General features: G+C 48.3%; 20 protein-coding genes. 5 read left to right on the forward strand and 15 right to left on the reverse strand.

Annotation, left to right across the window (positions count from 1 at the left end):
• Positions 1–166 precede the first annotated feature (166 nt).
• From DFR27_RS08125 to DFR27_RS08140, 4 genes are all read right to left on the reverse strand, one after another.
• Complete coding sequence (locus DFR27_RS08125; RefSeq protein ID WP_121876948.1) at positions 167–1,261, reverse strand: extracellular solute-binding protein; 1,095 nt, start codon at positions 1,259–1,261, stop codon at positions 167–169.
• Between the two features lie 163 nt (positions 1,262–1,424).
• The gene (locus tag DFR27_RS08130) at positions 1,425–2,684 is read right to left on the reverse strand and encodes an ammonium transporter (RefSeq protein WP_121876949.1); all 1,260 of its coding nucleotides are present in this window, start codon (positions 2,682–2,684) and stop codon (positions 1,425–1,427) included.
• 33 nt (positions 2,685–2,717) lie between these two features.
• Complete coding sequence (locus DFR27_RS08135; RefSeq protein ID WP_121876950.1) at positions 2,718–3,056, reverse strand: P-II family nitrogen regulator; 339 nt, start codon at positions 3,054–3,056, stop codon at positions 2,718–2,720.
• 51 nt (positions 3,057–3,107) lie between these two features.
• Complete coding sequence (locus DFR27_RS08140) at positions 3,108–3,776, reverse strand: TorF family putative porin (RefSeq protein ID WP_121876951.1); 669 nt, start codon at positions 3,774–3,776, stop codon at positions 3,108–3,110.
• 380 nt (positions 3,777–4,156) lie between these two features.
• Here DFR27_RS08140 and DFR27_RS08145 point away from each other — a divergent pair, with 380 nt between their 5' ends.
• Both DFR27_RS08145 and DFR27_RS08150 read left to right on the forward strand, forming a co-directional pair.
• Positions 4,157–4,384, forward strand: a complete 228-nt coding sequence (locus tag DFR27_RS08145) for an accessory factor UbiK family protein (protein WP_121876952.1) — start codon at positions 4,157–4,159, stop codon at positions 4,382–4,384.
• Positions 4,385–4,459: 75 nt separating this feature from the next.
• On the forward strand, positions 4,460–5,953 hold the full coding sequence (locus DFR27_RS08150; RefSeq protein ID WP_121876953.1) for a YifB family Mg chelatase-like AAA ATPase: 1,494 nt from the start codon (positions 4,460–4,462) through the stop codon (positions 5,951–5,953).
• Between the two features lie 34 nt (positions 5,954–5,987).
• Here DFR27_RS08150 and DFR27_RS08155 read toward each other — a convergent pair whose 3' ends face one another.
• The gene (locus tag DFR27_RS08155; protein WP_121876954.1) at positions 5,988–6,731 is read right to left on the reverse strand and encodes a phosphorylase family protein; all 744 of its coding nucleotides are present in this window, start codon (positions 6,729–6,731) and stop codon (positions 5,988–5,990) included.
• 86 nt (positions 6,732–6,817) lie between these two features.
• Here DFR27_RS08155 and rep point away from each other — a divergent pair, with 86 nt between their 5' ends.
• Entirely contained in the window at positions 6,818–8,839 is a 2,022-nt protein-coding gene (rep, locus tag DFR27_RS08160) for a DNA helicase Rep (protein WP_121876955.1), read from the forward strand.
• Between the two features lie 68 nt (positions 8,840–8,907).
• On the opposite strand, the gene DFR27_RS08165 is transcribed toward rep, so the two are convergent.
• Complete coding sequence (locus DFR27_RS08165) at positions 8,908–9,327, reverse strand: acyl-CoA thioesterase (protein WP_121876956.1); 420 nt, start codon at positions 9,325–9,327, stop codon at positions 8,908–8,910.
• A 56-nt stretch (positions 9,328–9,383) separates the two neighbouring features.
• The gene (locus DFR27_RS08170) at positions 9,384–10,316 is read right to left on the reverse strand and encodes a beta-keto acid cleavage family enzyme (protein ID WP_121876957.1); all 933 of its coding nucleotides are present in this window, start codon (positions 10,314–10,316) and stop codon (positions 9,384–9,386) included.
• 205 nt (positions 10,317–10,521) lie between these two features.
• Between DFR27_RS08170 and DFR27_RS08175 the strand changes: the two genes are divergently transcribed.
• Positions 10,522–12,492 carry a BCCT family transporter gene (locus DFR27_RS08175; protein WP_121876958.1) on the forward strand — a complete coding sequence of 657 codons (1,971 nt, stop codon included), beginning with the start codon at positions 10,522–10,524 and terminating at the stop codon, positions 12,490–12,492.
• A gap of 371 nt (positions 12,493–12,863) precedes the next feature.
• Here the strand turns inward: DFR27_RS08175 and DFR27_RS08180 are convergent, their stop codons facing one another.
• The 4 genes from DFR27_RS08180 to maiA form a co-directional block, all read right to left on the reverse strand.
• On the reverse strand, positions 12,864–13,280 hold the full coding sequence (locus DFR27_RS08180; RefSeq protein WP_121876959.1) for a c-type cytochrome: 417 nt from the start codon (positions 13,278–13,280) through the stop codon (positions 12,864–12,866).
• 101 nt (positions 13,281–13,381) lie between these two features.
• Positions 13,382–16,528, reverse strand: a complete 3,147-nt coding sequence (locus DFR27_RS08185) for an efflux RND transporter permease subunit (RefSeq protein WP_121876960.1) — start codon at positions 16,526–16,528, stop codon at positions 13,382–13,384.
• Positions 16,518–17,642 carry an efflux RND transporter periplasmic adaptor subunit gene (locus DFR27_RS08190; RefSeq protein WP_121876961.1) on the reverse strand — a complete coding sequence of 375 codons (1,125 nt, stop codon included), beginning with the start codon at positions 17,640–17,642 and terminating at the stop codon, positions 16,518–16,520. The genes DFR27_RS08185 and DFR27_RS08190 overlap by 11 nt, the downstream gene beginning before the upstream one ends.
• A 209-nt stretch (positions 17,643–17,851) precedes the next feature.
• Complete coding sequence (gene maiA, locus DFR27_RS08195) at positions 17,852–18,487, reverse strand: maleylacetoacetate isomerase (protein WP_121876962.1); 636 nt, start codon at positions 18,485–18,487, stop codon at positions 17,852–17,854.
• A gap of 504 nt (positions 18,488–18,991) precedes the next feature.
• Between maiA and DFR27_RS08200 the strand changes: the two genes are divergently transcribed.
• Positions 18,992–20,176 carry an amino acid aminotransferase gene (locus DFR27_RS08200; RefSeq protein WP_121876963.1) on the forward strand — a complete coding sequence of 395 codons (1,185 nt, stop codon included), beginning with the start codon at positions 18,992–18,994 and terminating at the stop codon, positions 20,174–20,176.
• A gap of 12 nt (positions 20,177–20,188) precedes the next feature.
• Here the strand turns inward: DFR27_RS08200 and DFR27_RS08205 are convergent, their stop codons facing one another.
• The 4 genes from DFR27_RS08205 to DFR27_RS08220 all read right to left on the reverse strand — a co-directional run bounded on the left by DFR27_RS08205 (position 20,189) and on the right by DFR27_RS08220 (position 23,601).
• Positions 20,189–21,286 carry an oxidoreductase gene (locus tag DFR27_RS08205; RefSeq protein WP_121876964.1) on the reverse strand — a complete coding sequence of 366 codons (1,098 nt, stop codon included), beginning with the start codon at positions 21,284–21,286 and terminating at the stop codon, positions 20,189–20,191.
• Between the two features lie 38 nt (positions 21,287–21,324).
• Complete coding sequence (locus DFR27_RS08210) at positions 21,325–21,813, reverse strand: FKBP-type peptidyl-prolyl cis-trans isomerase (protein WP_121876965.1); 489 nt, start codon at positions 21,811–21,813, stop codon at positions 21,325–21,327.
• A gap of 151 nt (positions 21,814–21,964) precedes the next feature.
• Positions 21,965–23,161 (reverse strand): hypothetical protein, encoded by a 1,197-nt coding sequence (locus tag DFR27_RS08215; protein ID WP_121876966.1) that lies wholly within the window; start codon positions 23,159–23,161, stop codon positions 21,965–21,967.
• Positions 23,161–23,601: a hypothetical protein gene (locus DFR27_RS08220; RefSeq protein ID WP_121876967.1), complete on the reverse strand. Its 441-nt coding sequence runs from the start codon at positions 23,599–23,601 to the stop codon at positions 23,161–23,163. Before DFR27_RS08220 ends, DFR27_RS08215 begins: the two co-directional genes overlap by 1 nt.
• Positions 23,602–23,848: the final 247 nt, after the last annotated feature.

A 23,848-nucleotide genomic window follows, 5' to 3' on the forward strand; every position in this document is an offset into this window, starting at 1 on the left:
ACAGCATTCGAATGCAAAGAAGACTCAAGAATTAGTTATTTCGGTTGGACTTATGAATATTTAAAATTAGCGGTACTACCACTATTAAAGCGAGAACTAACAAGGGGTGTTGCGAGGGGGAGGGTAAGGTTTGAACTGTTCAAAGACAGTTCAAACCTAATAAGGATTATTCGGCAGACCAGTCAGCGCCGCGAATTGATAACCAGCCGCGAAGTTTTAACTGAGTGATTTCATCCGAGTCTGCTGCGGGGATAATTAGCCGTGCTCGAACCGAGTCCGGAGGGTAAATTCCTTCATTGGTTTGAACCTCTGGATCAACAAAGGCTTCAGCCGCTCGAACTGCTGAGGGGTAGGCAATCTCATTAACAATTGCAGCATTTACTTCAGCGTCTAGCAGAAAGTTAATGAATTCATGAGCTCGCTCTGGGTTTGCGGCGTTGGCGGGGATAGCCACCATATCAATCCATAGGATACTTCCCTCTTCTGGAATGATATATGCATAGTTATCGGCGTTGTCCACTTCGTCAAACGCGGCAATAACGTCACCATTCCACGCCACGGTCAAGCAAGTTTCTCCGGACGTCAACCCAACTTCGAAGTCCTCCATCGAAAACTCAACGTAGTTGGATGCTCGTTTAATTAAATTGACAGCCTCTTGGATATCAGCAGGCGAGTTGGCATTTGGTGATTTTCCAAGGGCCAGGAAAGCAAGTGGCAACATCTCGTCTGGAGAGTCAAAAAAGTTCACGCCACAGCGTTGAAGCTTGCGCAGGTTCATTGGATCAAAGAGCTGAGCCCAACTCGTGAACGTGAAGTCCGCTCCCATTACCTCAGCTATTTTCGCTTTGTCGATGGCTATGCCAGTGGTACCCCAGAGGTAGGGAAGACCAAAGCGATTACCTGGATCAATATCCGTTTGCATACGGGCAAGAAAGCTACGGTCCAAATTTGTGTAGTAGTTAGGGATATTACGTTTAGATAGCGGTGTGTAAAGACCATCGCGAAGCTGGGATACAAAGAAGTTATCCGATGGAAAAACAACATCCCAGACGTCTGTGCCCGATCGCAGCTCTCTATCTAGCCGTTCATTTGATTCGTACTCATCGTAAACAACGGTAACACCCGTCTTTGCTTCAAATTGAGCGATGGTGTCCTCTGCAACATAATCAGACCAGTTGAAGACACGAAGCGTCTCGCTTAGCGACAGAGACGGAATTAGAGCTAGAAGCGCAAACCCTCCTAGTTTTACTTTGAAGCGCATAAAATTTCCTATTACAGCGTACGACAGTGTTTATTATTGGATAGATTTTAACTGTTAATGTGATCACATATCCACCACTTAGCGCACAGAACACTTGAATTATTTGGTCTCATGCAAAAAAAAGGCGCTCAAAAGAGCGCCAACACACTGGGACGTGTCAAACTTACTTCGATGTGAACTCTGGATAGGCCTCCATACCACATTCAGCAATATCCACACCGCTAAACTCTTCTTCCTCCGAAACTCGAATCCCGAAGATAACCTTGATTAGCATCCAAACCACCAGACTAGCTGAGAATACCCAGACAAAGATGGTTAATGCACCCACGATTTGTCCAACGAAGGTTGCGCCATCATTGGTAATAGGAACCAAAAGTAGACCAAGCAGACCAACGGTACCGTGTACCGAGATAGCACCAACGGGATCATCAATCTTCAATTTCTCTAGGCCTAGGATGGACAATACAACAAGTAAACCACCTAAGGCACCAAATAGAGTTGCTTGCAACGCCGTTGGCGTAGACGGCTCGGCGGTGATGGCCACTAACCCTGCTAGCGCGCCATTCAACGCCATGGTTAAGTCTGCCTTACCAAAAAGGAGTCGAGCCAGTACCAGAGCGGCAACTAAACCACCTGCTGCGGCGGCGTTGGTGTTCAAAAATACCATTGCGACGCTATGTGCGCTTGACGCATCGCCTAGCTTAAGGACTGAGCCACCATTAAAGCCGAACCAACCCATCCAAAGGATGAAGGTACCTAGCGTAGCAAGCGGAAGGTTAGCACCAGGAATAGCGTTAACTTGACCGTTTGAACCGTATTTACCTTTTCGAGCACCTAGGAGCAGTACACCTGCTAATGCAGCGGCTGCACCAGCCATATGAACAATACCCGAGCCGGCAAAATCAGAGAAACCAAAATCATCGCCAAGACTAAATAAACCGAATACTTCCTGACCACCCCATGTCCAGCTGCCCTCTAGCGGGTAGATGAGGCCAGTCATAACAACTGTGAAAGCAAGGAATGCCCAAAGCTTCATTCGCTCAGCAACCGCTCCTGACACAATACTCATTGCGGTAGCAACAAAAACCACTTGGAAGAAGAAATCCGACGCTGCAGAGTAGACTGACGCACCAGCGAAGCCTTCTTCAGCTGAAGAAGCGAGCACTTCCTCTTGGCTGAATGCTTCGATCCCTGAAAGGAAGAAACCGCCATCGTACATGATCGCATAACCACAGATGAGGTACATGGTGCATGAAATTGCGAATAACGCCACGTTCTTGGTAAGAATCTCAGTGGTATTCTTTGAGCGAACAAGCCCAGCTTCTAACATCGAAAAGCCAGCTGCCATCCACATCACTAGCGCACCACACACTAGAAAATAAAAGGTATCCAATGCATATTGGATTTCATAGATCTCGTTCATTACGAGCCTCCAATGGTTCGTTATTAAATCGGGTTAAACTGCTTCGTTGCCGGTCTCGCCGGTACGAATACGAATAACTTCTTCAAGTTCGCTGACGAATATCTTGCCATCGCCAATCTTGCCGGTTGCGGCCGCTTGAACTACCGCTTCAGTAGTCGTCTCTACCAGCTCATTAGGCACCGCAATCTCGATCTTTACCTTGGGTAAGAAATCAACCACATACTCCGCACCACGATAGAGCTCGGTATGCCCCTTTTGACGACCAAACCCCTTAACCTCGGTCACCGTGATGCCGTTAACACCAATCTCTGACAAGCTTTCGCGGACATCGTCCAACTTGAAAGGTTTAATAATTGCAGTAACTAACTTCATCGTTTTCTCCCTCTGTGCGGACACCTGAGTGCCCGCTGTTACGCTCTTGTCTTAGTTGCCTATAGGTAGGCTATATCCCACTAGAAATTGCACATCATCCGAGTAGTTCGTCACGATGCCGTCACCGTAGCTACCATCAGTAGTCAGAATTTTCGAAACGGTAAAAGACAGTTCCTCTGTTAGCGAATAGCTAAGGTCTAAGTGAACATAACTTCCGTCATCCATACCATCGTCCCAAGCGTCGTAACCTACCAACGCTGAAAATGCCCCGAACTCGCCTGAGAACGTAAGATAGTCCCAGTCAATGTCGTCGTAGTCAGACCCTACGGTGTGCATATAGCCAACGTAGAAGTCGCCGAAGCCTACGCCTGCTGTAAGATCCACATAGTCGCCGAAGTCAGTATCTTCGTACTTGTAAAAGACCGCGCCAACATCAATGGAGACATTCTCTGATACGGCGAAGTTATAGCTCGGCACTAGGTTCAACTCGTAACTAGTTGACGCGAGGCTACTAATCCACAGAGAGGTAGAGAAACCTCCTGCGGTGTAATCGGCCTGGCCCCAGAACTGAGGAGAATCAAGGTCTAAACCACGAAGTAAATAGGCGGTTGATAGGCCTGCTGAGCCACTAAAAGCACTTTCTTCTGCGTGGGTGCTGACTGACACCGAACCCAATAGTGCTGCGGTTAACGCTACGACTGACGCTTTCTTTGAAAACATGGTTACTCTCCCTGAAAATGTTTTGCATATGATCGACTCTTTGTTCGATCTTTACCCTATGCGATTAAGTCTTTCTAATGAGCTACTTTGGCTCAATTGAGCGCACTTCCTTGTCCACTCAATGATGTCAAAGCAGAATTCGTGCCAACTTCGCTAATCCACCTAAAGTATTGGCCTAACGAGTATTCCGAAGGCTAAATTGCTTTGCCGTGGCGGCGGCGCCGAAGTGGTTTCAGGCACCATTTTGGAATGCGCGCACCAGAATAGAACGCTCTATATACCTGCTAGCTAAGCGCACAGAAGACAAAAGAAACCACCTTTAGACGGAGCTGCCATCGCGACGTAGATTTGCTAAAGTAGCGATAACTAGGAGAAAAACTATGCAAAAGCCCAACTTCACCACCATTACTAACCAACTCAGAGAAGTCTTTAACAGTAGCGCTATCGAAGACACTGAAGCCCACGTTAAGTCGCTACTTCAATCTCAGTTACGAAAAATGGATGTAGTAAGCCGTGAGGAGTTTGATGCTCAAAGTGCAGTTCTCATGCGCACGAGAGAGCGCCTGCAAAATTTAGAACGTCAATTTGAAGCCCTCGAAAAACGTTAGTCCAAGCATTTCGTCTAGCTAAGTTTTGTAGGCTGAAATTCCAACCTGTTATGCCGGATACCAAGGAAGGTGCGAATGGCTGTAGCAACAATCTTTACCCGAGCTATGCGCGGAATCACTGCCGAATCTGTTAGCGTGGAAGTTCACCTTAGTAACGGGCTCCCCAATTTCTGCCTCGTAGGACTGCCAGAATTGGCGGTCAAGGAATCACGAGAGCGAGTTCGCAGCGCCTTAAAGAATAGTGGCTTCGAATTTCCAATTAAGCGTATTACCGTCAACCTTGCTCCAGCCGACCTTCCTAAGCAAGGAGGACGATACGACTTGGCCATCGCCCTGGGAATTCTTGCTGCGAGTCAGCAGCTTCCTCCGCACGCGATTGGCGATCGTGAATATCTCGGCGAGCTCGCGCTAGACGGCAGCTTACGTGTGGTTCACGGAACACTTGCTGCGGCGATGGCGGCAAGTGCTAGTGGTCGAACACTGGTGTGCCCTAGCCAGGAACACGAGCCCGCAGCACTCTCTGACAACCAAGTGTTCCACGCGAGTAGCTTGAGATCACTCTGCGACCAACTTGCCCTACAGCATCCATTAACACCTTGCCCCAACGCAGAAACTGCAAGCACCGACGTCCAGCCTGATCTGCGTGATGTGATTGGTCAGAAGGAGGCAAAATACGGTTTAGCGCTGGCGGCGGCGGGCCGTCACCACCTGCTATTCCACGGCATTCCAGGCGCAGGAAAATCGATGCTCGCTAAACGCTTAGCGCCACTTCTACCTGCTTGCACACTCACTGAATCACTGGAGATTCAATCCGTTTATTCCGCGGTAGGAAAGACGCACCCTTTCGGCACACGGCCTTTTCGCGCACCACATCACTCGGCCTCCGCCGCCGCGCTAATAGGAGGTGGAAACCCTCCTCAACCCGGCGAAATCACCTTTGCCCACGGCGGCGTTTTATTTCTCGACGAGCTTGCCGAGTTCCCGCGTCACATACTTGATCACCTTCGCGAACCACTCGAGAATCGTCAAATTCACATTTCTCGGTCGGGTCATCGTGTCAATTTTCCTGCCAGTTTCCAACTAATTGGTGCCACAAACCCTTGTCCCTGTGGATACTTTGGAACGGCATCCTGTCGATGTTCTCAGGCTCAAGTAGACAGATATCAAAGCCGCTTAAGTGGCCCACTATTGGACCGCTTTGACCTAATGATTGAATTAAAACCCGTAGCAATGACCGAATGGATTAACGGAAAGAATGGATCGCAAACCTCATCCGATGAAACTCGTGGCCAAGTGGCGAAGGCACGTGCACGTCAACTTGAGCGCCAGGGCTGCTTCAACAGTGATCTGAGTTCCTCGCAACTCGCTGAGGTCGCCCCGCTCTCCTTGAGCCTGAAGCAGCAGCTCGCTAAGATCTGTGAGCAACGTGGCTGGTCCATGAGAGCCTGGGATAGGATTCATCGCTTAGCGTTAACGATTGCTGATTTTCACGCAAGCGAAGGTATTGAGTTAAACCACCTCATGCAAGCGATACACTTTCGTTCAGCGTCGCTGAGTCCCAAAGACTAGAAAAATGTGTTAGCAAACTATGCGCTTTGAACAGTTAGCTTTGAACAAGCGCGCGTCCAGCAGAATTCTGAAGCAATTGCTTTAGGGTTAGTGCCAGTTTCTCCGAAACCGAATCGAGGTTGCCTGCAAACTCGCCATGCGCTTCGTCGCCAGCAGCATTCGCAACTACCTTCATACCAGCGGCGTGGCCACCTAGTTCAGCCGCCACCTGCGCTACCGCGGCAAGCTCCATCTCCTTTGCCGCGGCTCCCAAACGGCTTAGGTTAAGGGAATCTCGCTCACTTAGGTCAAGCGAACTGCCGGTAGACACCTTCATACAATGAATAGGAGAGTCTAGCAACGGCGCTAGGTTGACTAGCGGATAGCCACCATCCGCATAGTGGGTAAATTCAGCAAGCGCTACGCGATGATCGTAAAAGGTCGCCGGTGACTGGGCAGCAATTATATCACCCACCACCAATCCGGAGCTGACTCCACCACAGGTCCCCGCTGACACAAGACAGCTGTTAGGTGCCAATAGTAGAGCTTCTCTCGCCATGACCGCCGCAGCAACTTGGCCAATCCGATCACAGTCGTGAATTTTACTGACTCCCGCGATCACAACCAGACACTCAACACCCCCGCTTGACCAGATTAAAAACTGGCTTGTGGTTCGAAACTCAACCTGTAAAACTTCCACCTCACCCAGGGAAAGGAATGGCTCGGCCTCAGACCGCATAGCGAAAAGGATGGTATAGCTAAGAGATGAATAGCTGGTTAACAACAAGGAGTTAGACATGGGCAATTTCCATTATTTCGCGCATCTGAGGCTCGTTTAACGAGCGCGTTGAGTTTACAATAACGTTCCCCGAAGGAGCTAGCCAATTGTCCAAACTAAATCCACGCCAAGCTGAAGCAGTCAAATACATCGATGGTCCACTCTTGGTGCTGGCCGGGGCAGGCTCGGGAAAGACCAGCGTAATCACCCGTAAGATCGCCTACTTGATTGAAGAGTGCGGTTATCCTGGCCAGGCTATTGCTGCCGTAACCTTCACCAACAAGGCGGCCCGCGAGATGAAGGAGCGGGTTGCTCAGCTGGTAGACAAGAAGAAAATACGTGGATTGATGGTTTGTACCTTTCATACCCTCGGCTTGACGATTATTAGGCGCGAGCTTAGAACATTAGGCTATCGACCTGGATTTTCTATCTTTGATCAATCCGATGCGTTAGCACTGCTTAAAGAGCTCATGATGAAAGACGGGGATATTGATATGGATCACGTCGAGATGATCCAAAATATGATCTCCAACTGGAAGAACGAACTCATCTCACCTGAGAAGGCACTTTCGATGGCAGGTTCTCAAGGCGAGCAACAGATTGCGGCTATTTATCAGCATTACAATCGCGCACTTAAAGCCTACAACGCCTTCGACTTCGATGATCTTATCTTACAGCCCAGTTTACTCTTTGACGAACATCCCGATATCCTCCAACGCTGGCGCGCCAAGTTACGTTATCTTCTGATTGACGAATATCAGGATACCAATGGCGCCCAGTATCAGTTAATTCAAACCCTGCTGGGTAATCGCGGTGGACTAACGGTAGTCGGCGACGATGATCAGTCAATCTACGCCTGGCGTGGTGCAAGGCCCGAGAATATTGCCCAGCTTAGTAAGGATTACCCCGGCCTACACGTAGTGAAACTTGAACAGAATTATCGGTCGACTAGTCGCATCCTCAAAGCAGCGAATCACCTCATTGATCATAACCCGCACGATTTCAATAAGAAACTGTGGAGCGAAATGGGCTACGGTGATCCAATTCGGGTCATTCGTACTGCCAATGAAGACGCCGAGTGCGAGCGGGTCGCAACAGAGATCATGGACCAGCGCTTACGAACCGGTGGTAGGTATAGCGATTTTGCCGTGTTATACCGAGGCAATCACCAATCTCGATTGCTGGAAATGAAACTACAGCAATTCCAAGTTCCGTATATTATGTCTGGTGGTACTAGCTTTTTCTCTCGCCAAGAGGTGAAAGATTCGCTGGCCTATCTCCGATTATTGGTGAATCCTACGGATGATAATGCCTTTCTTCGAATCATTAATGTCCCGCGCCGAAAAATCGGCCCTAGCACGCTAGAGAAGCTGGCGGGTATTGCGGTTCAAAGAGAACAAAGCCTCTTTAATACCTGCGGAGACGCTCATGCCCTAAACGCTAACTTTCCGCCCGAGGCAGCGAAGCGACTATTCGACTTTCACGACTGGATTTCTGGCGTGCGTCAGCGAGCCGACGAGGGTGATCCCATCGCGGCAGTAAGGGCGATGATTGATGAATCAGATTATGAAAACTGGCTGCATCAGAATGCCTCTTCACCAAACGTAGCGGAAAAACGCATGGGCAATGTCCATTCGCTCGTTGATCAGCTTAAGCAAACTTTAGGCTGGCTGCAGGAAGACGATCCGGATGCAGACCTCGAAGCTGTCATCAACAGATTACTGCTTCGTGACATGCTTGAGCAACAAGAGGAAGAAGATGATTCTGATCGAGTTCAATTACTGACGATTCACGCCTCGAAAGGACTGGAGTATCCGAACGTATTCCTATTAGGCTGGGAAGAAGAGATTCTGCCTCATCGCTCTTCTATTGAAGAAGGCAATGTCGAAGAAGAACGCCGATTGGCGTATGTAGCTATAACCCGAGCAAAGCGAAACCTAACGATAACTTTGGCTGCCAAACGCAAGCAATTTGGCGAATGGCAGACGTGCCAGCCCTCTCGATTCCTTGATGAACTGCCCGAAGAAGATATTGATAAACTTGGTTTTGGTACGGATACAGAGAAGGCGCAGAATAAAGAACGCGGCCGAGAAACCCTAGCCTCGTTGAGGGATCTACTAAAGAAGTGACCAACAAAAATGGCGAGCCTCACAAAGATCACTCGCCATTGGATTTTTCACTACGCCAATCAATGCTGTTAAACCAAGTATGCTGTTGCCCGCGCCCGCCAATCATCAGAGAATGCGATGGCTTTTCTGGCATTGGTATCAAACAGTACCGAGGTACTCTCTAGCGTTGCCACCAGCTCTGCTGTTTGACTGTTATACATACTGTACAACACCGTCATCGACTTGCCGCCTAGCTTCGTTAGCTGCGCGGAGATGGACAGCAATTCCCCGCTGCCAACCTCTGCTTGGTACTCAATCACATGCTTCACATCAGCGAAGCCAATTCCATCTTCTTTCACCTGCGTGGCAGTCCAGCCAAACACTTTATGCAGGAAGTGATAGCTCGCATCATCGAACATCGCCATATAATGGCGAGTCGTGAGATGTAGCATGGCGTCACACATCCATGGATGTGCAACAGCTTGGAAAACAACATTGTTGATCGTCATGAACTCATGCCCTAAAAGCTTTAGTGGTCGAATAGTTGAGCCTAATTGAACTTGGACTAGCTTGCTAGCGCTGCGCCACCGCTGAACGCTTTGATTTTAGCTTCCTGCTTTACAAGTCCTAGCTGCTCGCGAGCTTGTGCTGGCGTTTGAATACTAGCACCCATGAGCTCAACAATGTTGCGAGCACGTTCAACCAACTGCGCGTTGGTAGCCAACTGACCTCGACTGAGGAATAGATTATCCTCTAAACCAACGCGAACGTTTCCGCCAAGCAGCGCCGCTTGAGCAACCATAGGCATTTCCATGGCACCAAGTCCAAAGCCCGCCCAGTTTGCTTCAGCAGGCAAATTAGCGACCATTGTTTGGAAGTTCTGTGTACTTGCTTCTGCACCCCAACGAACACCCATACATACTTGGAACAATGGTGGGGCTTTCAACAGACCCTCTTGCATCATCTGCTTAGCAAACCAAATGTGGCCAAGGTCGAAAACTTCCAATTCAGGCTTAACGTCAAGGTTTAGTAGGCGCTTAGCACCTAGGCGAAGCATATCTGGCGTAGAGACATAAACGTAATTGCCTGCCGGATAATTAAATGAACCACAATCCAGCGAACAAATTTCCGGCAGTAGGGTTTCAATATGAGCTTGACGTTCAATCTGACCCACTAAGTCCGTCTCAACACCTAGCTCTAAAGGGTTGTCATCGGGACCGAGGTAGAGGTCACCACCCATACCGGTAGTTAGGTTAATTACCACATCGGTATCCGCCTCACGGATACGCTCTACCACTTCTTGGTAGAGCGCTAGCTTTCGGCTTGGCGCTCCAGTCTGCGGATCGCGAACATGAATATGGGCAATTGCAGCACCGGCCTTCGCCACTTCAATCGCATCTCGAGCAATTTCTGCAGGAGTAATTGGCAAATGAGGCGTCTTGTCGGCGGTATCACCTGAACCGGTGATTGCAGCGGTAATAATAATGCTTCTATTCATAATATCCCTTTGACTTCTAACCTTTATTGATACTTTCTAATTGAGCGATTTAGTAAAGAATTTCTTTTAAAATTCAGCTAACATCGTAAAACAATTGGAAATTAGATAGCCTAGTTTAACGTTTTACAACCCAACAAACAATTTGAGTTCTACCTAATTGGATAGTGGTTTCCCCAAGCTGGTGTAGGCAATAAGGATACAATCCGTGGTTAATAGTTCCGAAAGCCCGCAGAATAAGCGCCCTAAACGAGAAGGCATCAGTAATGTCTTCATTACTTCCAGCGCACTCTTAGTTGCTTTAATTGTTCTGGCTGTTGCCGCGCCTTCTTGGACTGAACACGCCTTTATCGCTGCACAGAGCCAAATAGTAGATTCCGCCAGTTGGTTTTACGTTTTGGTGGTAGCTTCAATCGCCATCGCCTTGATTTATTTCGCGGCAAGCAGTCTCAGTGATATACGTTTAGGTCCTGATGACTCCAGACCCGACTACTCCTACCCAACCTGGTTTTCGATGCTATTTTCAGCTGGGATTGGTATCGGACTACTATTCTTTGGCGTCGCTGAACCGGTAATGCACTATTTAATGCCACCCGTGGGCACACCAGAGACCATTGAGGCGGCGGAACAGGCATTAGAAATCACCTTCTTTCACTGGGGCTTACATGCCTGGGGTATCTATGCACTAGTTGGCTTAGCACTAGCATACTTCGGCTATCGTCATAATTTACCCTTCACCTTGAGGTCAACCCTATACCCAGTGTTAGGCAATAGAATCTACGGCCCAATTGGTGACTCGGTAGATATCTTTGCCATCATCGGAACGGTGCTTGGCGTCGCCACATCGCTTGGCTTCGGTGTCGCCCAAATTAACGCGGGCCTTCATTACCTATTCGATGTGCCAAACTCCGTTAGCATCCAAGCAGGAATCATTGTTGCGGTTACCATTTTGGCCACGGCCTCGGTGCTATCTGGTCTTAACCGAGGGATTCGGATCCTATCGCAAGTGAATATGTCTCTGGCGGTACTATTGCTGATACTCGTCTTTACAACGGGTGAGACTGTCCACTTGATGCAGACATTGATGCAGAATATCGGTATTTATCTTTCTGGAGTAGTAGGTAAAACCTTCGATTTATACGCCTACGCCCCTAACGATTGGATAGGTGGTTGGACCCTCTTCTACTGGGGATGGTGGATCTCATGGTCACCGTTCGTAGGAATGTTTATTGCGAAGATTTCACGGGGTAGAACTATTCGCGAGTTCATTCTTGGCGTCATACTGATCCCCGTAGGTTTTACCTTTACTTGGATGACAGTCTTCGGCAATAGCGCAATTAATTTAATTCGCGAGCATGGTCAATCATTGTCCGGAGCAGTATTGGAGAACAATGCGATTGCCCTGTTCAAATTCCTTGAATATTTTCCTATGACCGAGGTTGTCTCTCTCATTGCCATACTAATGATTGTGATCTTCTTCGTCACGTCGGCCGATTCAGGCGCACTTGTCGTCAATATGCTGGCTGCGAAAGGGAACGAAAACAATCCGGTTTGGCAGCGCATTTACTGGTCATTCTCCATTGGCCTAGTGGCCATGATTTTGCTTTTTGCGGGCGGATTAAAGAGCCTGCAAACCGCAACGATTATTAGCGCGCTGCCATTTTCTTTTGTGCTTCTACTCATCGTAATTTCTTTAATGAAGTCTCTCAATACCGAGAAGCTCAAGCGTGAGAGCATGCTTAACACCATGAATACCACGCCACATGATCAGGACATGGACTGGCGAGAGCGTATTAATCGTCTTAATACCACCAATAGTCCTAACGAAGTTCGCAGCTTCATCAGAGAAGTTGGCGTACCAGCGTTGCAGGAGCTCCATGATGCCTTCGACGAACAGTCCGTTGATAGCGAAATATCCATTGAGGAGGATGCGGTAACCCTCGCCGTTAAGCTTGACGACGGCACAAGCTTCGCTTATCAATTGAAACTGCGTGAAGTTGATCATCATCTGGACGCACTAACGGACTCAGAGGTATCAACCGCCCGCTGTGAAGTCTATCTGCGCGAAGGCTTCCAACACTACGACATCATGGGCTATAGCGAACAGCAAATCATCAAAGACATGCTTAATCACTGCGAGAAGCATGGCTATTTTGTACATTTAGCCCGCAAACATTAATCCTGAGAGAACTAATGGGTTGATCCGCCAGTGCGCCGTAGCTGCCAATATCAGCATCTTAGGCTCCGAGGGTCAGCCCATCCCGCTTTAACACACCCATAATCCCGTCAGCGGGTAGCGCTAAGATCTACTCAAGCTAAAGAATTACTATCGGCGCACTAGTAGGTGCCGGTCAGCTCTGAGAGCGGGTGTGGATAGAAGCTACTGGTGATCACTGCTAGGGAGGAGAATACATCACTGGGATGCAGCGCTAGAAAGGTACTAGCCAAGCACGCCGCTACAACTTACTAAGCTGAGAATAAAAAATGCCGCAAGACGAACTCGCGGCATTTTCATTCCAACTCCCCAATGCCGTTAAGCAGACGGAGGAATTACTTAGAGTTTTCTAGCATATAGTCGATAGCGCCATGAATCTCGTCATCCGAACAATCCATACACAAACCTTTCGCCGGCATAGCGTTAATACCATTGATTGCGTTGCTATAAAGCGTTTCTAGGCCCTTTGCTGAAAGACGGTTACTCCAATCAGCTGCATCACCTAGCTTAGGCGCGCCACTCACTCCTACCGCGTGACAAGCACCACAGGAAGCGCTGTAAACCTGCTCTCCTGAGCGAGGCTCCGCCGGTGCACTGGGTGCTGGAGCTGCTGCGCACGGATCACCTGCAAGACAGATGCTAGCTGCTGGTGCGGTACGCTCTTTGATGCTATCAGCGATATCATCAGCAATACTGGAGTTAAAACCTAAAACAACGACTAAAACTGCAATTAACTTAACAAATACTTTCACTGAGAATCCCTCAAATTTACTTCACTAAAACCAATATCCAGATTCTAACGCCTTTATTGGCAATTCGCCATGCAAAAAACGCAGTGGCGAGTGCCTAACAATCAATTCGGCGATTTCTCATCACCAACTCCCTTCACTCGCTCTCGAACCGACTGAATACCAGCGAAGAAGATAGGAATCAGAACGGTACCAATCACTAACGCCGCCAACATACCTGAGAACACGGTAAGACCGAGGCCGCGCTGCGAAAACATCCCCGCACCAGAAGCTATAACAAGGGGGATGATGCCCAAAATAAAGGATATCGCTGTCATACAGACCGCGCGGAAACGAAGATGTGCCCCGTTTAGCGCCGCATCCCGAATCGAGTCGCCCTCTTTTTCTCGGCGCTCCCTCGCAAACTCTACAATCAAGATGGCATTCTTTGCTGCCATACCAATCAGCAATACAAAGCCAACTTGCGCGTACAGCGTCATCTTGCTGACCCCCAAGAAAACCCCTAGCGTCTTCAATCCTAGCAGGGCCCCTGCTATGGCAACCGGAACGACCAAAATAATTGCGATAGGAATGGTCCAGCTCTCATATTGAGCCACTAAAAACAGGTAGATAAAGATACTGGCCAACGCAAACGCGACGATAGCTAAATTACCGGCCGCAGCCTGTTGATAACTCATGCCCGTCCACTCAGTCCGGTAACCATCTGGTAGGAACTCGGCTGACTTCGCCTTAATCATTTCCATTGCCGCACTAGATGCCGCTCCTGGAGCTAGGTTTACTCGTATAGTTGCGGCTCGGAAACTGTTGTGACGCGTCACAACATCAGGCCCTAAAATAGGCTCAATCTCAATCAATGACCCCAATGGAACCATCTCACCATTGTTGGTGCGTACTTCCAGAGAATTAATATCACTAATTTCGTCTCTAAACTCTGGCTCCGCCTGCATCATTACGCGGTAGGTTTGTCCAAAAACTGAGAAGTCATTGACATACATAGAGCCCAAATTAGTTTGCAAAGCACCGAAGACCTCCGTGAGTGCAATGCCTAGGCTCTTTACCTTATCCCGATCAATATCAATAAAGTATTGAGGGACATTGGCACGATAGGAAGTGGAAGCATTACCAACCAATGGTGACGCATTCAGCTCGCCGAGAAGCGTTTGCAAGTTCCCCGCCAACTCTTCATAACTACCGCCAGTAGTGTCCTGAACCACAAACTCCACCCCACCGGTCAACCCCATACCTGGGAGCGTTGGTGGAGGGAAGAAATAGATCTCAGCTTCAGGAATTGTCTCCGCCGCCTTCTGCATAAGCGACATACCCACCATTGCCGAGAGGTTTTCATAACCTGGACGCTCATCCCAAGGGGTTAAAACCAAGAATCCAGCCCCCGCGTTGCTCTGAGCAGCACCGTTAAAAATGGAGAAACCAGTGATGGTTGTACTGCTTTCAACACGACTTTCCTCACTGATGATTTGGGTGATAGAGTCCATCACCTGCTCACTTCGAGAAATTGAGGCAGAGTCTGGCAACTGGACGTTCATCATTAGAACACCCTTGTCCTCATAAGGTACGAAGTCACTGGGAAGGGTCTTCGCTAACCAGCCCGCACTAAATAGAATAAGGACAAAGAAAATCACCACGGTTTTGCCGCGGCCTAAAAAGTGCCTAACAGAATTGACGTAGCCATTGGTAACGCGGTCAAAGATTTCATTGAACTTAGCGTACCATCGCGCCTCATTATGTTGCTTTCGAAGTAATAATCCCGCTAACGCTGGAGACAAAGTCAGCGCGTTAATTGACGAAATCACTACCGCCACACAGATGGTCACCGCGAATTGGTTGTACATCACGCCGGTAATACCAGGTAACATCGCCGTTGGAACAAATACTGCAAGTAACACAAGCGTAGTAGCGATAACAGGCCCTGAGACTTCTTCCATGGTCTTGGTGACGGCTTCCTTTGGCGTCATATTACCTTCGCGTAAATGCCGATCCGTATTTTCTACAACTAAGATCGCGTCATCTACCACAATACCAATTGCCAAAATTAAGCCGAAGAGCGTGACGGTATTGATACTCATATCAATAGCAAACATTACCGCTAGGGTACCGATAAGACTTACGGGTACGGCTACAGCAGGAATAATCGTGGAGCGAAAGTCACCCATAAACATGAAAGTAATCAGAATAACTAAAGCCACTGCTTGCATCAGCGATATAATGACCTGCTGAATAGAGACCTCTACATACCGTGTGGTATCGTAACCGATCGAATACTCCATTCCCTGAGGGAAATCCTGACTAAGTTCCGCCAATAAATCCTTTACATTATCAGCTGTTTCAAGGGCATTCGCACCGGGAAGGAGGTAAATCATAATGACTGCACTCGGCTCTCCGTCTTTCTCGGCAGTAATCGAATAGCTAAGGCCTCCTAGCTCAATACGTGCGACATCTTTCAGTCGGAGCATGGATCGATCATCATCCACACGAAGAACAATATTGCCAAACTCTTCTTCGTCGGCAAGACGACCCTGAACTCGCAAGGTATATTCGGTAACGAGTTCGCCGTCGAACGGTGGAGCGCCAATTTTTCCTGCAGGCGCTTGAACGTTTTGTTCACGAAGAGCACTAGCAATGTCATCTCTCGAGATACCATAAGCGGCCATTTTGAATGGATCTAGCCAAATACGCATCGAGTAATCCGAACCACCAAAGGTGTCGGCACTGGATACTCCGTACACGCGTTTAATCGCGTTTTGGATATTAATTTTGGTGTAGTTAGCAATGAAGAGATCGCTTAGGCTTCCATCGGGAGAAAAAAGATTGATGGTAAAAAGAATATCTGGTGACTTTTTGTTTACCGTAACACCTTGAGTTCTGACATCTTGAGGTAACATCGGTTCGGCGGATGAAACTCGGTTCTGAACTAGAACCTGAGCCATATCGACGTCTGTACCTACATCGAATACCACGCTTAAAGCATATGAACCATCATTACCACTTTGAGAGGTCATGTAAGTCATGCCCTCTACGCCATTCACCTTATCTTCGATGATTTGCGCGACACTCTCCTCCATAACTTCGGCGGAAGCACCTGGCCATGAGGCATTTACGCTAACCTGAGGCGGAGCAACATCGGGAAATTCAGCTACAGGTAGGACTCGTAATGCGATAAAGCCCGCCAAGCTAATTACGATGGCAATCACCATCGCAAACTTAGGTCTATTAATAAATGTCTTAGATATCATCGTTTTGCTCCTGCCCAGCAATCTTGGCAGAAACCGTTTGACCTGCTCGGACTCGATGGATGCCGTTGATGATTACCAGCGCGCCCTCTTCTAAGCCCTCTTCAATTACCACGTTTTCAGCTAGTCGCTGGCCAGTAACGATATTGACTCGGGTGACCATGTTGTCTTCACGAACAGCCAAAACATAGGTTCCCCGCTGGTCAACCTGAACAGCCGCCTGAGGCACAACCAGTGCAGACTGAGGCTCTTTTAACGTTAGCCGCGCGGTCACAAACTGGCCTGGGCGAAGGATATCATTTGGGTTAGGGACGGTAGCACGAACTTCAACCGTCGCGGTACTTTCGTTGACACGGTTAGCGATGTAGTCAATATAGCCAACCTCGCTGAAAACATCGCCATCATTGAAAACTAATTCAACATCAGCCACATCATACAATGACACATCAGGTAAACCATTTCTTGCAGCTCGATACCATGCTGCCTCACTAATCTGGAAGATGACATCCATCATATTACCGCCGATGAGCGTGGCCAATGGCCCACTCTCCGGACCAACAACCTCACCCACGTTAAAATTTGAGCGACTCATACGACCGGTTGTAGCAGCCTTTATACTTGCATGATCCAAATCTACCTGAGCGCGCTGCAAATTAGCTTCAGCGCTGCGAAGCTGGGCTGCAGCACTATTCACATCTGATTCAATTTGGTCGAATTCAGACTGTGAAATATAACCGTCATCAATTAACGCAAGCGCTCGATTTAAGGTTTTTTGATTATTATCCAAGGTGGACTTAGCTCGAATTCGATCGGCATCAGCAGCCGCGACGTTTGCCGCGTAACTTGACGGGTCGATATCAAAAAGAGGGTCACCAGCGTTAACTACTTTCCCCTCTTCAAAGTGAATAGCCTGAAGCTCGCCGGAAACGAGTGCCGTAAGTTGCACTTCGTTACGTGACTCAAGTCGAGCATTAAAGCTCCCAACAGGTCGGTATTCAATCATCTTAGCTTCTTGAACAAAGACCTGAGGCACAGGCATCTCGACATCTTCCGGGCCCCCACACCCAGTTAAAGAACCAACTAGAATTGCTAAGTAAATCGGGATGGACTGTCTCATTTGAAGCTCCGCAAGATAGGAATCGATGATTAGCGTTATTAGTTACTAACTATAGAAGATAGTAGTAGTTCCTGAAAGCATAAAGCATTTAGGGGCGCGCCTCTAACAGTTTATACATCAATAGTTGACCTTAACACTGACACACTTATTTTTAGCAGAATGGCTGGTACCCCAACGATCGACATTCCTTGTTTAACCGCTGGAAAAAGCTAATCTACCGAGTGGTCAGGCTGGTTTTCCGGTAAAGCACGTTGAAACGCCTCGAGCGTCGCGCAATGATGGTCTATCTCAGCCAACCGAGGAAATTCCGCGTCAACATTGATACCGAATCTCCGGGCGTTGTATAACTGTGGTACGAGACAAATATCGGCTAACGAGGCGATTTTCCCAACACTGAACTGGTCACCCTTAAGCTGTGCGTCGAAGGCATTAAGGCCATCACGAATCCAGTGCTGAGACCAAGCCAAACGCTGGCTATCGGTAACACCAAGCTCAGAGCTAAGGTATTTCAGTACTCTTAAATTTTGCAATGGCTGAGTGTCACAGCCGAGGATCGCCGCTAACGAGCGAATTTTAGCGCGTTGCTCAGATCCCCCTAATACAAGTAAACGCTCGGGAAATTTTTCATCTAGCCAGGCCATAATGGCAAGACTCTGGGTAAGAAGTCCGTCAGTTGTTTCTAACGCAGGTAGTAGTCGTTGAGGATTCACTGAGGCGTACTCATCAAGAAGTTGATCGCCCTGTTTTAGATTAACAGGCACTTGCGTATATCGGACGCCTTTTAAATTAAGCGCTATTCGAACTCGATAGCTCGCAGATGATCTGAAATAACTAAACAACTTCATGTAGAACTACCCTAAAAATTTAATCGTGTCGAAGGGCTTAATTACCCCCTCAGAATGTTCTGACTACGATGGATTAGAACTATTCGATCATTTCTATTTCTCTAATAGCCCAGCCAACCACTCGAACTTCTGTTTCTAACATAGGAGAATAGATCAAACAACCATTGATAGTACACGAGCTCATCACCGCCATCTCGAGCTAAAAGCAGCCTTCACTTCGAATGCCACCTGCCATAGGGGACTGCCTCCCCCCTCTTTCACAACATCCCGCTCTTAGCTACCTATGACCGAGGTACCACAGAGGGCGAGATTGGCTGCCATGCCGCACGCAGCTGAACTTCGCACTGCTGTGCTTAGCTTGGTATTTTCCCGATGAGTTTAGGCAAATTTTGACATCGGTGATAATTAACATAAGTTTTTTAGTTGCATCTGAAACCAATAACGTAATACTAACAAAAAAACAGTTACAATTAGGCCGCTTAAAAAATTTGGAGAAAGTAAGTAATGTTCGAACTGCTAGCAAGTTTTCCAGCCGATCCGATCCTAAAGTTAATGGGTGAATATCAGGCTGACCCACGTGCCCATAAGATTGATTTGGGGGTTGGTGTCTACAAGAACGAGCAGGGCGAGACTCCCGTTCTCAAAGCTGTAAAAATTGCCGAGGAGAGACTGCTGGCTTCGGAGTCCACTAAATCCTATGTTGGCCCAGCCGGTAATGTGGAGTTTAACACGCTGTTGAGCGCGGAGCTTCTTGGTCAACATCATTCAGCTCTCGCGGCTAATCGAGTCAAAGCGATTCAAACCCCGGGAGGGTGTGGTGCGTTAAAAGCGCTCGCTGACCTAGTAGCGCGAACTAAGGCTGGCGCAACGATCTATGTAAGTAACCCTACCTGGGCCAATCATGAAGCTATTTTTTCGGGCTCAGGTTTGACGGTGGCGTATTACGACTACTACGACAAAACAAATAGCCAACTTACTTTCGACGCTATGATGAAGGACCTAGAACAAGCTGGGGCTGGAGATTTAGTATTGGTACACGGATGCTGTCACAACCCCTGCGGCGCAGACCTTTCCCTAGATCAGTGGCAAGAATTTGCCAACCTGGCCAATAAGAACGGCTTTACTCCGTTCATTGATGTAGCCTACCAGGGCTTTGGCGCGAATCTCGAAACAGATGCGGCGGGCCTGCGTCTTGTTGCCGAACAATGTAACGAAGTACTAATCGCGGCAAGTTGTTCAAAGAATTTTGGACTTTATCGAGAGCGGACTGGACTGGCAATGCTTATCACTCAGGATGAAGCGGCGAGCAATAGGGCGCTGAGCCAACTACTGGCCGCTACGCGAGCTAATTACTCAATGCCTCCTTCACATGGAGCTTCTGTTGTTGCCGAGATTCTTAGCTCGGAATTGAGGGATCTGTGGATTGATGAACTCGCAGCGATGCATGGCCGAATTTCAGGACTGCGCAAAGCCTTAAATCAAGCATTGAAAGCTCGGGGTGCCGATAACTTCGATTTCATCGAAGAGCAAAAGGGAATGTTTAGCTTTTTAGGCCTCAGTGAATCGCAAGTTGAACGTTTGAAGTCTGAATACGCAATATACATGGTTGGCTCGTCACGGGTGAATATCGCTGGCATTAGCTCGGCAAACTTAGCGTACTTAGCTGATAGTATTGTCGCCGTACTCTAAGGGATTGGGCTCTCAGTGATGACTAAAGAGTCGTCGTTGGGAGCGCTCGCTGCGCCAGCGGACGAGCGCAACGCGAAGACGGAGGCTAAGGGCTCCCGCAACGGGGACACTTTTCTCTCCCATTGATAACAGATACATCTGATCTTGATACCAGTGGGAGAGCTTGGCGTTGGTTGACGCCGAACTAGCCTCGTCGCGTGGCCATGACTTTGGCCATTCTAACTGTGAGGTTGCTAACCATCTCTCCACCAGATTTGGCAGCAACGCGTAACGCCAATCAAACGAGATTAGCTTAAAGGGTGCGTTCTCTCGAGAGTGTTGATCTGGTTCGCAATTCAAAGCCTCCCCCGAACCAACTAGTGCGGCCGAACTAAATCCTTCTATCAATGAATTCTTCGGCAGCTCACCTATGAGCTGTAAGGTATCTAGCTTTTGATCTAACAGGCTGATTAACTGCTGAGCTGGTTCACCGTCATCACTCTCTAAAGCTGAGGTATCCAACGTTAGGCTCACCAAGAAATCGGCTCGGACCGCCTTACGAATTTCGGCGATAATTGCGAAAAGTAACGATGCCCTCCGACCTGAATCCCCTCCCCACATGTCATCACGCTGGTTCGTCGCAGCGTTGAGCGAGTCACCGAGAAAATGCCCGTGATGAGCAGCTATTTGAACGCCTGAAAAGCCGGCGTTTTCAGCGCGCTGAGCCGCCTCGACAAAACTCTGAATGATCACCATAACTTCGCTTGCATCAAGCTCATTAAAACTGGGATCCAAGCGCGAACTAAAGTGACTCAGTTGGAGCCAGCAATGACTATTATTGACTTGCCCTGCTTTGGCGAGGCGACGAAAGGCGACAACATCACTCAATTGATCCAACACCAGATCACCGCGAGGTATTTCGTCACCGCGAATAACCCAAGTAGTACCGCTGATAATTACCCCCGCACCACCCATTGACCAGCGCCTATAGAGCGACTCTAGCTGCGGTGTCGGGTCATTTAACGCATTAGCTAAACCCTCTTGACACGCTCCTTTAACAAAACGATTTTTTACGTCGTTAGCTGCAGATAAGCTAAGCGAACTTGATAGCGATGTTGTAGCGAATGACATTCGGTTCTTCCTGAACAACCTGGGGTTAAAGACTAATCCTAGTCGTGCTGATGTCCACCTACTCCGTGAGCATGGCCGTGTGCCAACTCCTCAGCAGTAGCCTCACGTACATCCATTACTTCGAGATCAAAGGTCAAGGTCTTGCCCGCAAAGGGATGATTCGCATCCACATCGACATTCTTTAGACCTACTTTGAGCACCACCATCTCACTAACACCGTTTGCCGTATTAACGGCCACCGTATCGCCAACCTTTGGCTTCTTTTTCTTCGCCCCTTGAATATGTTTCAGCGGAACGCGCAGCGTCTGTCCTTCAACGCGATGACCATAGGCATCCTCTGGCGCTAGCTCAGCACTGATTTCCGCGCCTTTCTCTTGCCCCTCAAGCATCTTCTCAATCCCATCGAACATACCATTATGACCGTGAAGATAGAGTATAGGGTCGGTCTCTCGAGACGTCTCGAGCTGAGTTCCAGCTTCGCTAGCCGTGTAGTGAAAGCTAACGACTGAATCCTTGGCAATTTTCATTGTATTTCCTCAAAAATAGATAGCTACCTAGCATTATGATGCGGTGCCCCGATGAGAGCAACTTTTCGCTGTTAACAATTAGCGCCGCTGCTTTCCACACCAAAAAGGCGCCTCCTTCGAGCCGCCTTTCAGTGAGGTAAGACCGCGCCGTCTAAAAGGTAAAGTTGACGCCTAAAGAAAAGATATTGGCATGATCTTCACCATAGGTGAACCAGTCGAAGCTAGGACCTGATATAGGGTTAAATCCAACTGTGTAATCATAGGGAGAATAGACAAACTGCCCATGAGGTTGAGGCGCAAACGGGCTGGTTGGGTTAAACTCCCCGTCTAGTTTAGTGTAGGTATACTCCAAGTTCACACTCACGTTAGACAGAACATCCCACCGTAAACCTGCCGTAGTGCTAGCACTCGCCGCGGCTCCCTCAGAGTAGTCCTTGGCAAAGAGCGCATAGGGCGTCCAAGTACCAATGTGATAGCCTGCACCGAGGTAACCCACTCTACCTTTACCTTCGCCAAACGCACTCTTGGTTCTACTTGCTCCCCATTCACTCCATATCTCCCACGCGCCAACGGTATAGATCACGCCAAGATTTAAGAGTTGAAACTCGAAGTCATTCGAGACGGTTGCTGGCATACCGGAAGCTTGAATAAGTTCGTAGAGGCCACCGCCTGTATAGGTGGTGTTATTAGTTAATTTAGTATCCAAATAACTAATTTGCGTGGTTAGCGAGTCATCCTCGATGCGCACCGAAAAGCCACGAAGATACTCTATCTCAATTTCCCAAAATTCGTTCAGTCTATCTAAGTCATTAGTCTGTTCGAAACCATAAAAAGGTATAAATGTCCCTGTCCAAAGTTCACCTAACTCGAATCGATATTCAGCAGAAACCCCCTCGAAGTAGTTTACGCCCGCCGAGGCGTTGTAAACCTCTGAGGGTAATCTCAGCCAAGGATAGCTCTGCCCTACAAAATAGTAGTCCGATGCTAACTGAAGTGGGATTCGTAACCGCCCAGCACGTAACTCCAAGTCATCGCTTGCCTCCCATCCTATATACGCCCATTCAAAGCTTGGATCGCTAAAGCTGTCTTCGGGGCGTTTAACAACTTGCACAGAGGCTTTAAATGAGCCTAAAAAGCGGGCATCCAACTGCAGACCAAGGGTCGTATCACAGTCGTAGCAGGTCTCATCAACAATGTTTCTATTTAAGTAGTAGGGGGTTGGATTATCCGACTGAGTGACACCAAAGGTACCAAATCCAGACAACCTAAGGTGGTCATCAATGAGTTCAATTGCATGGGTTTGCGATGCCAAAAGCATCAGAGCGATTACGGGGTATATTTTACTCATCACTCACCCTCCCCTATATTTAAAATCACATTTGCTCCTTCTGGAATTTCACTCGCCCGGGTGTATGCTAAGCCATTGGGATTCTCCTTCAGCCAAGCAGAAATCGCATCGGCACTATCATCCTCGGTAACATCTGGGGGCACGGCGCGGCCAGAAAAGGCTAGACTCGCCCACTTACTATTTACTTGAGCGATAGTTTGGCCGGTTAGTGTTTCGTAAAAGAGCGTTCTAAGCGGATGGTCGGCATCGAGATCAAGAAGCTTCACCCGTCCGATATCTTTGACCGACTTTGATCGCCCAGTGAATAGCATTCTCGCTTTTCCTTCAGAAAGCTGAGGCATGGTCGCGTTCATCGATATAATTACGATGTGTTCGGAATACGCTTTTAGGGACGCTACCGACAACGTCAGGAGCACAAACAGTAAAATTACAAGCCTCATTTATATGATGGACTCTTTATAGGAATAATACTCCAGTATAGCTGGATTCCTAGATAGTCAAGCCGAAGGTGACTTAACAACTATTGATAAATCATCACTCTGCCAGTCAGGCAATACTTTTAACCCACAATACTTTTAACCCAATCTGGCGCTCCTTCTTCGCGATGAATAGGGGGTACAACAGTGAGAATCATCCATATCTCCCGCAATCATGAATTGTTTCCATTAAACGGAAATATTTCGTCTA

The sequence above is a fragment of the Umboniibacter marinipuniceus genome (assembly GCF_003688415.1).
Lineage (GTDB): Bacteria > Pseudomonadota > Gammaproteobacteria > Pseudomonadales > DSM-25080 > Umboniibacter > Umboniibacter marinipuniceus.

What these genes read in the sequence shown, in the direction of transcription:
- DFR27_RS08125 (WP_121876948.1), bottom strand. Translation starts at nt 1,261, where the DNA reads ATGCGCTTCAAAGTAAAACTAGGAGGGTTTGCGCTTCTAGCTCTAATT.
- DFR27_RS08130 (WP_121876949.1), bottom strand. Translation starts at nt 2,684, where the DNA reads ATGAACGAGATCTATGAAATCCAATATGCATTGGATACCTTTTATTTT.
- DFR27_RS08135 (WP_121876950.1), bottom strand. Translation starts at nt 3,056, where the DNA reads ATGAAGTTAGTTACTGCAATTATTAAACCTTTCAAGTTGGACGATGTC.
- DFR27_RS08140 (WP_121876951.1), bottom strand. Translation starts at nt 3,776, where the DNA reads ATGTTTTCAAAGAAAGCGTCAGTCGTAGCGTTAACCGCAGCACTATTG.
- DFR27_RS08145 (WP_121876952.1), top strand. Translation starts at nt 4,157, where the DNA reads ATGCAAAAGCCCAACTTCACCACCATTACTAACCAACTCAGAGAAGTC.
- DFR27_RS08150 (WP_121876953.1), top strand. Translation starts at nt 4,460, where the DNA reads ATGGCTGTAGCAACAATCTTTACCCGAGCTATGCGCGGAATCACTGCC.
- DFR27_RS08155 (WP_121876954.1), bottom strand. Translation starts at nt 6,731, where the DNA reads ATGTCTAACTCCTTGTTGTTAACCAGCTATTCATCTCTTAGCTATACC.
- DFR27_RS08165 (WP_121876956.1), bottom strand. Translation starts at nt 9,327, where the DNA reads ATGACGATCAACAATGTTGTTTTCCAAGCTGTTGCACATCCATGGATG.
- DFR27_RS08170 (WP_121876957.1), bottom strand. Translation starts at nt 10,316, where the DNA reads ATGAATAGAAGCATTATTATTACCGCTGCAATCACCGGTTCAGGTGAT.
- DFR27_RS08185 (WP_121876960.1), bottom strand. Translation starts at nt 16,528, where the DNA reads ATGATATCTAAGACATTTATTAATAGACCTAAGTTTGCGATGGTGATT.
- DFR27_RS08190 (WP_121876961.1), bottom strand. Translation starts at nt 17,642, where the DNA reads ATGAGACAGTCCATCCCGATTTACTTAGCAATTCTAGTTGGTTCTTTA.
- maiA (WP_121876962.1), bottom strand. Translation starts at nt 18,487, where the DNA reads ATGAAGTTGTTTAGTTATTTCAGATCATCTGCGAGCTATCGAGTTCGA.
- DFR27_RS08200 (WP_121876963.1), top strand. Translation starts at nt 18,992, where the DNA reads ATGTTCGAACTGCTAGCAAGTTTTCCAGCCGATCCGATCCTAAAGTTA.
- DFR27_RS08205 (WP_121876964.1), bottom strand. Translation starts at nt 21,286, where the DNA reads ATGTCATTCGCTACAACATCGCTATCAAGTTCGCTTAGCTTATCTGCA.
- DFR27_RS08210 (WP_121876965.1), bottom strand. Translation starts at nt 21,813, where the DNA reads ATGAAAATTGCCAAGGATTCAGTCGTTAGCTTTCACTACACGGCTAGC.
- DFR27_RS08215 (WP_121876966.1), bottom strand. Translation starts at nt 23,161, where the DNA reads ATGAGTAAAATATACCCCGTAATCGCTCTGATGCTTTTGGCATCGCAA.
- DFR27_RS08220 (WP_121876967.1), bottom strand. Translation starts at nt 23,601, where the DNA reads ATGAGGCTTGTAATTTTACTGTTTGTGCTCCTGACGTTGTCGGTAGCG.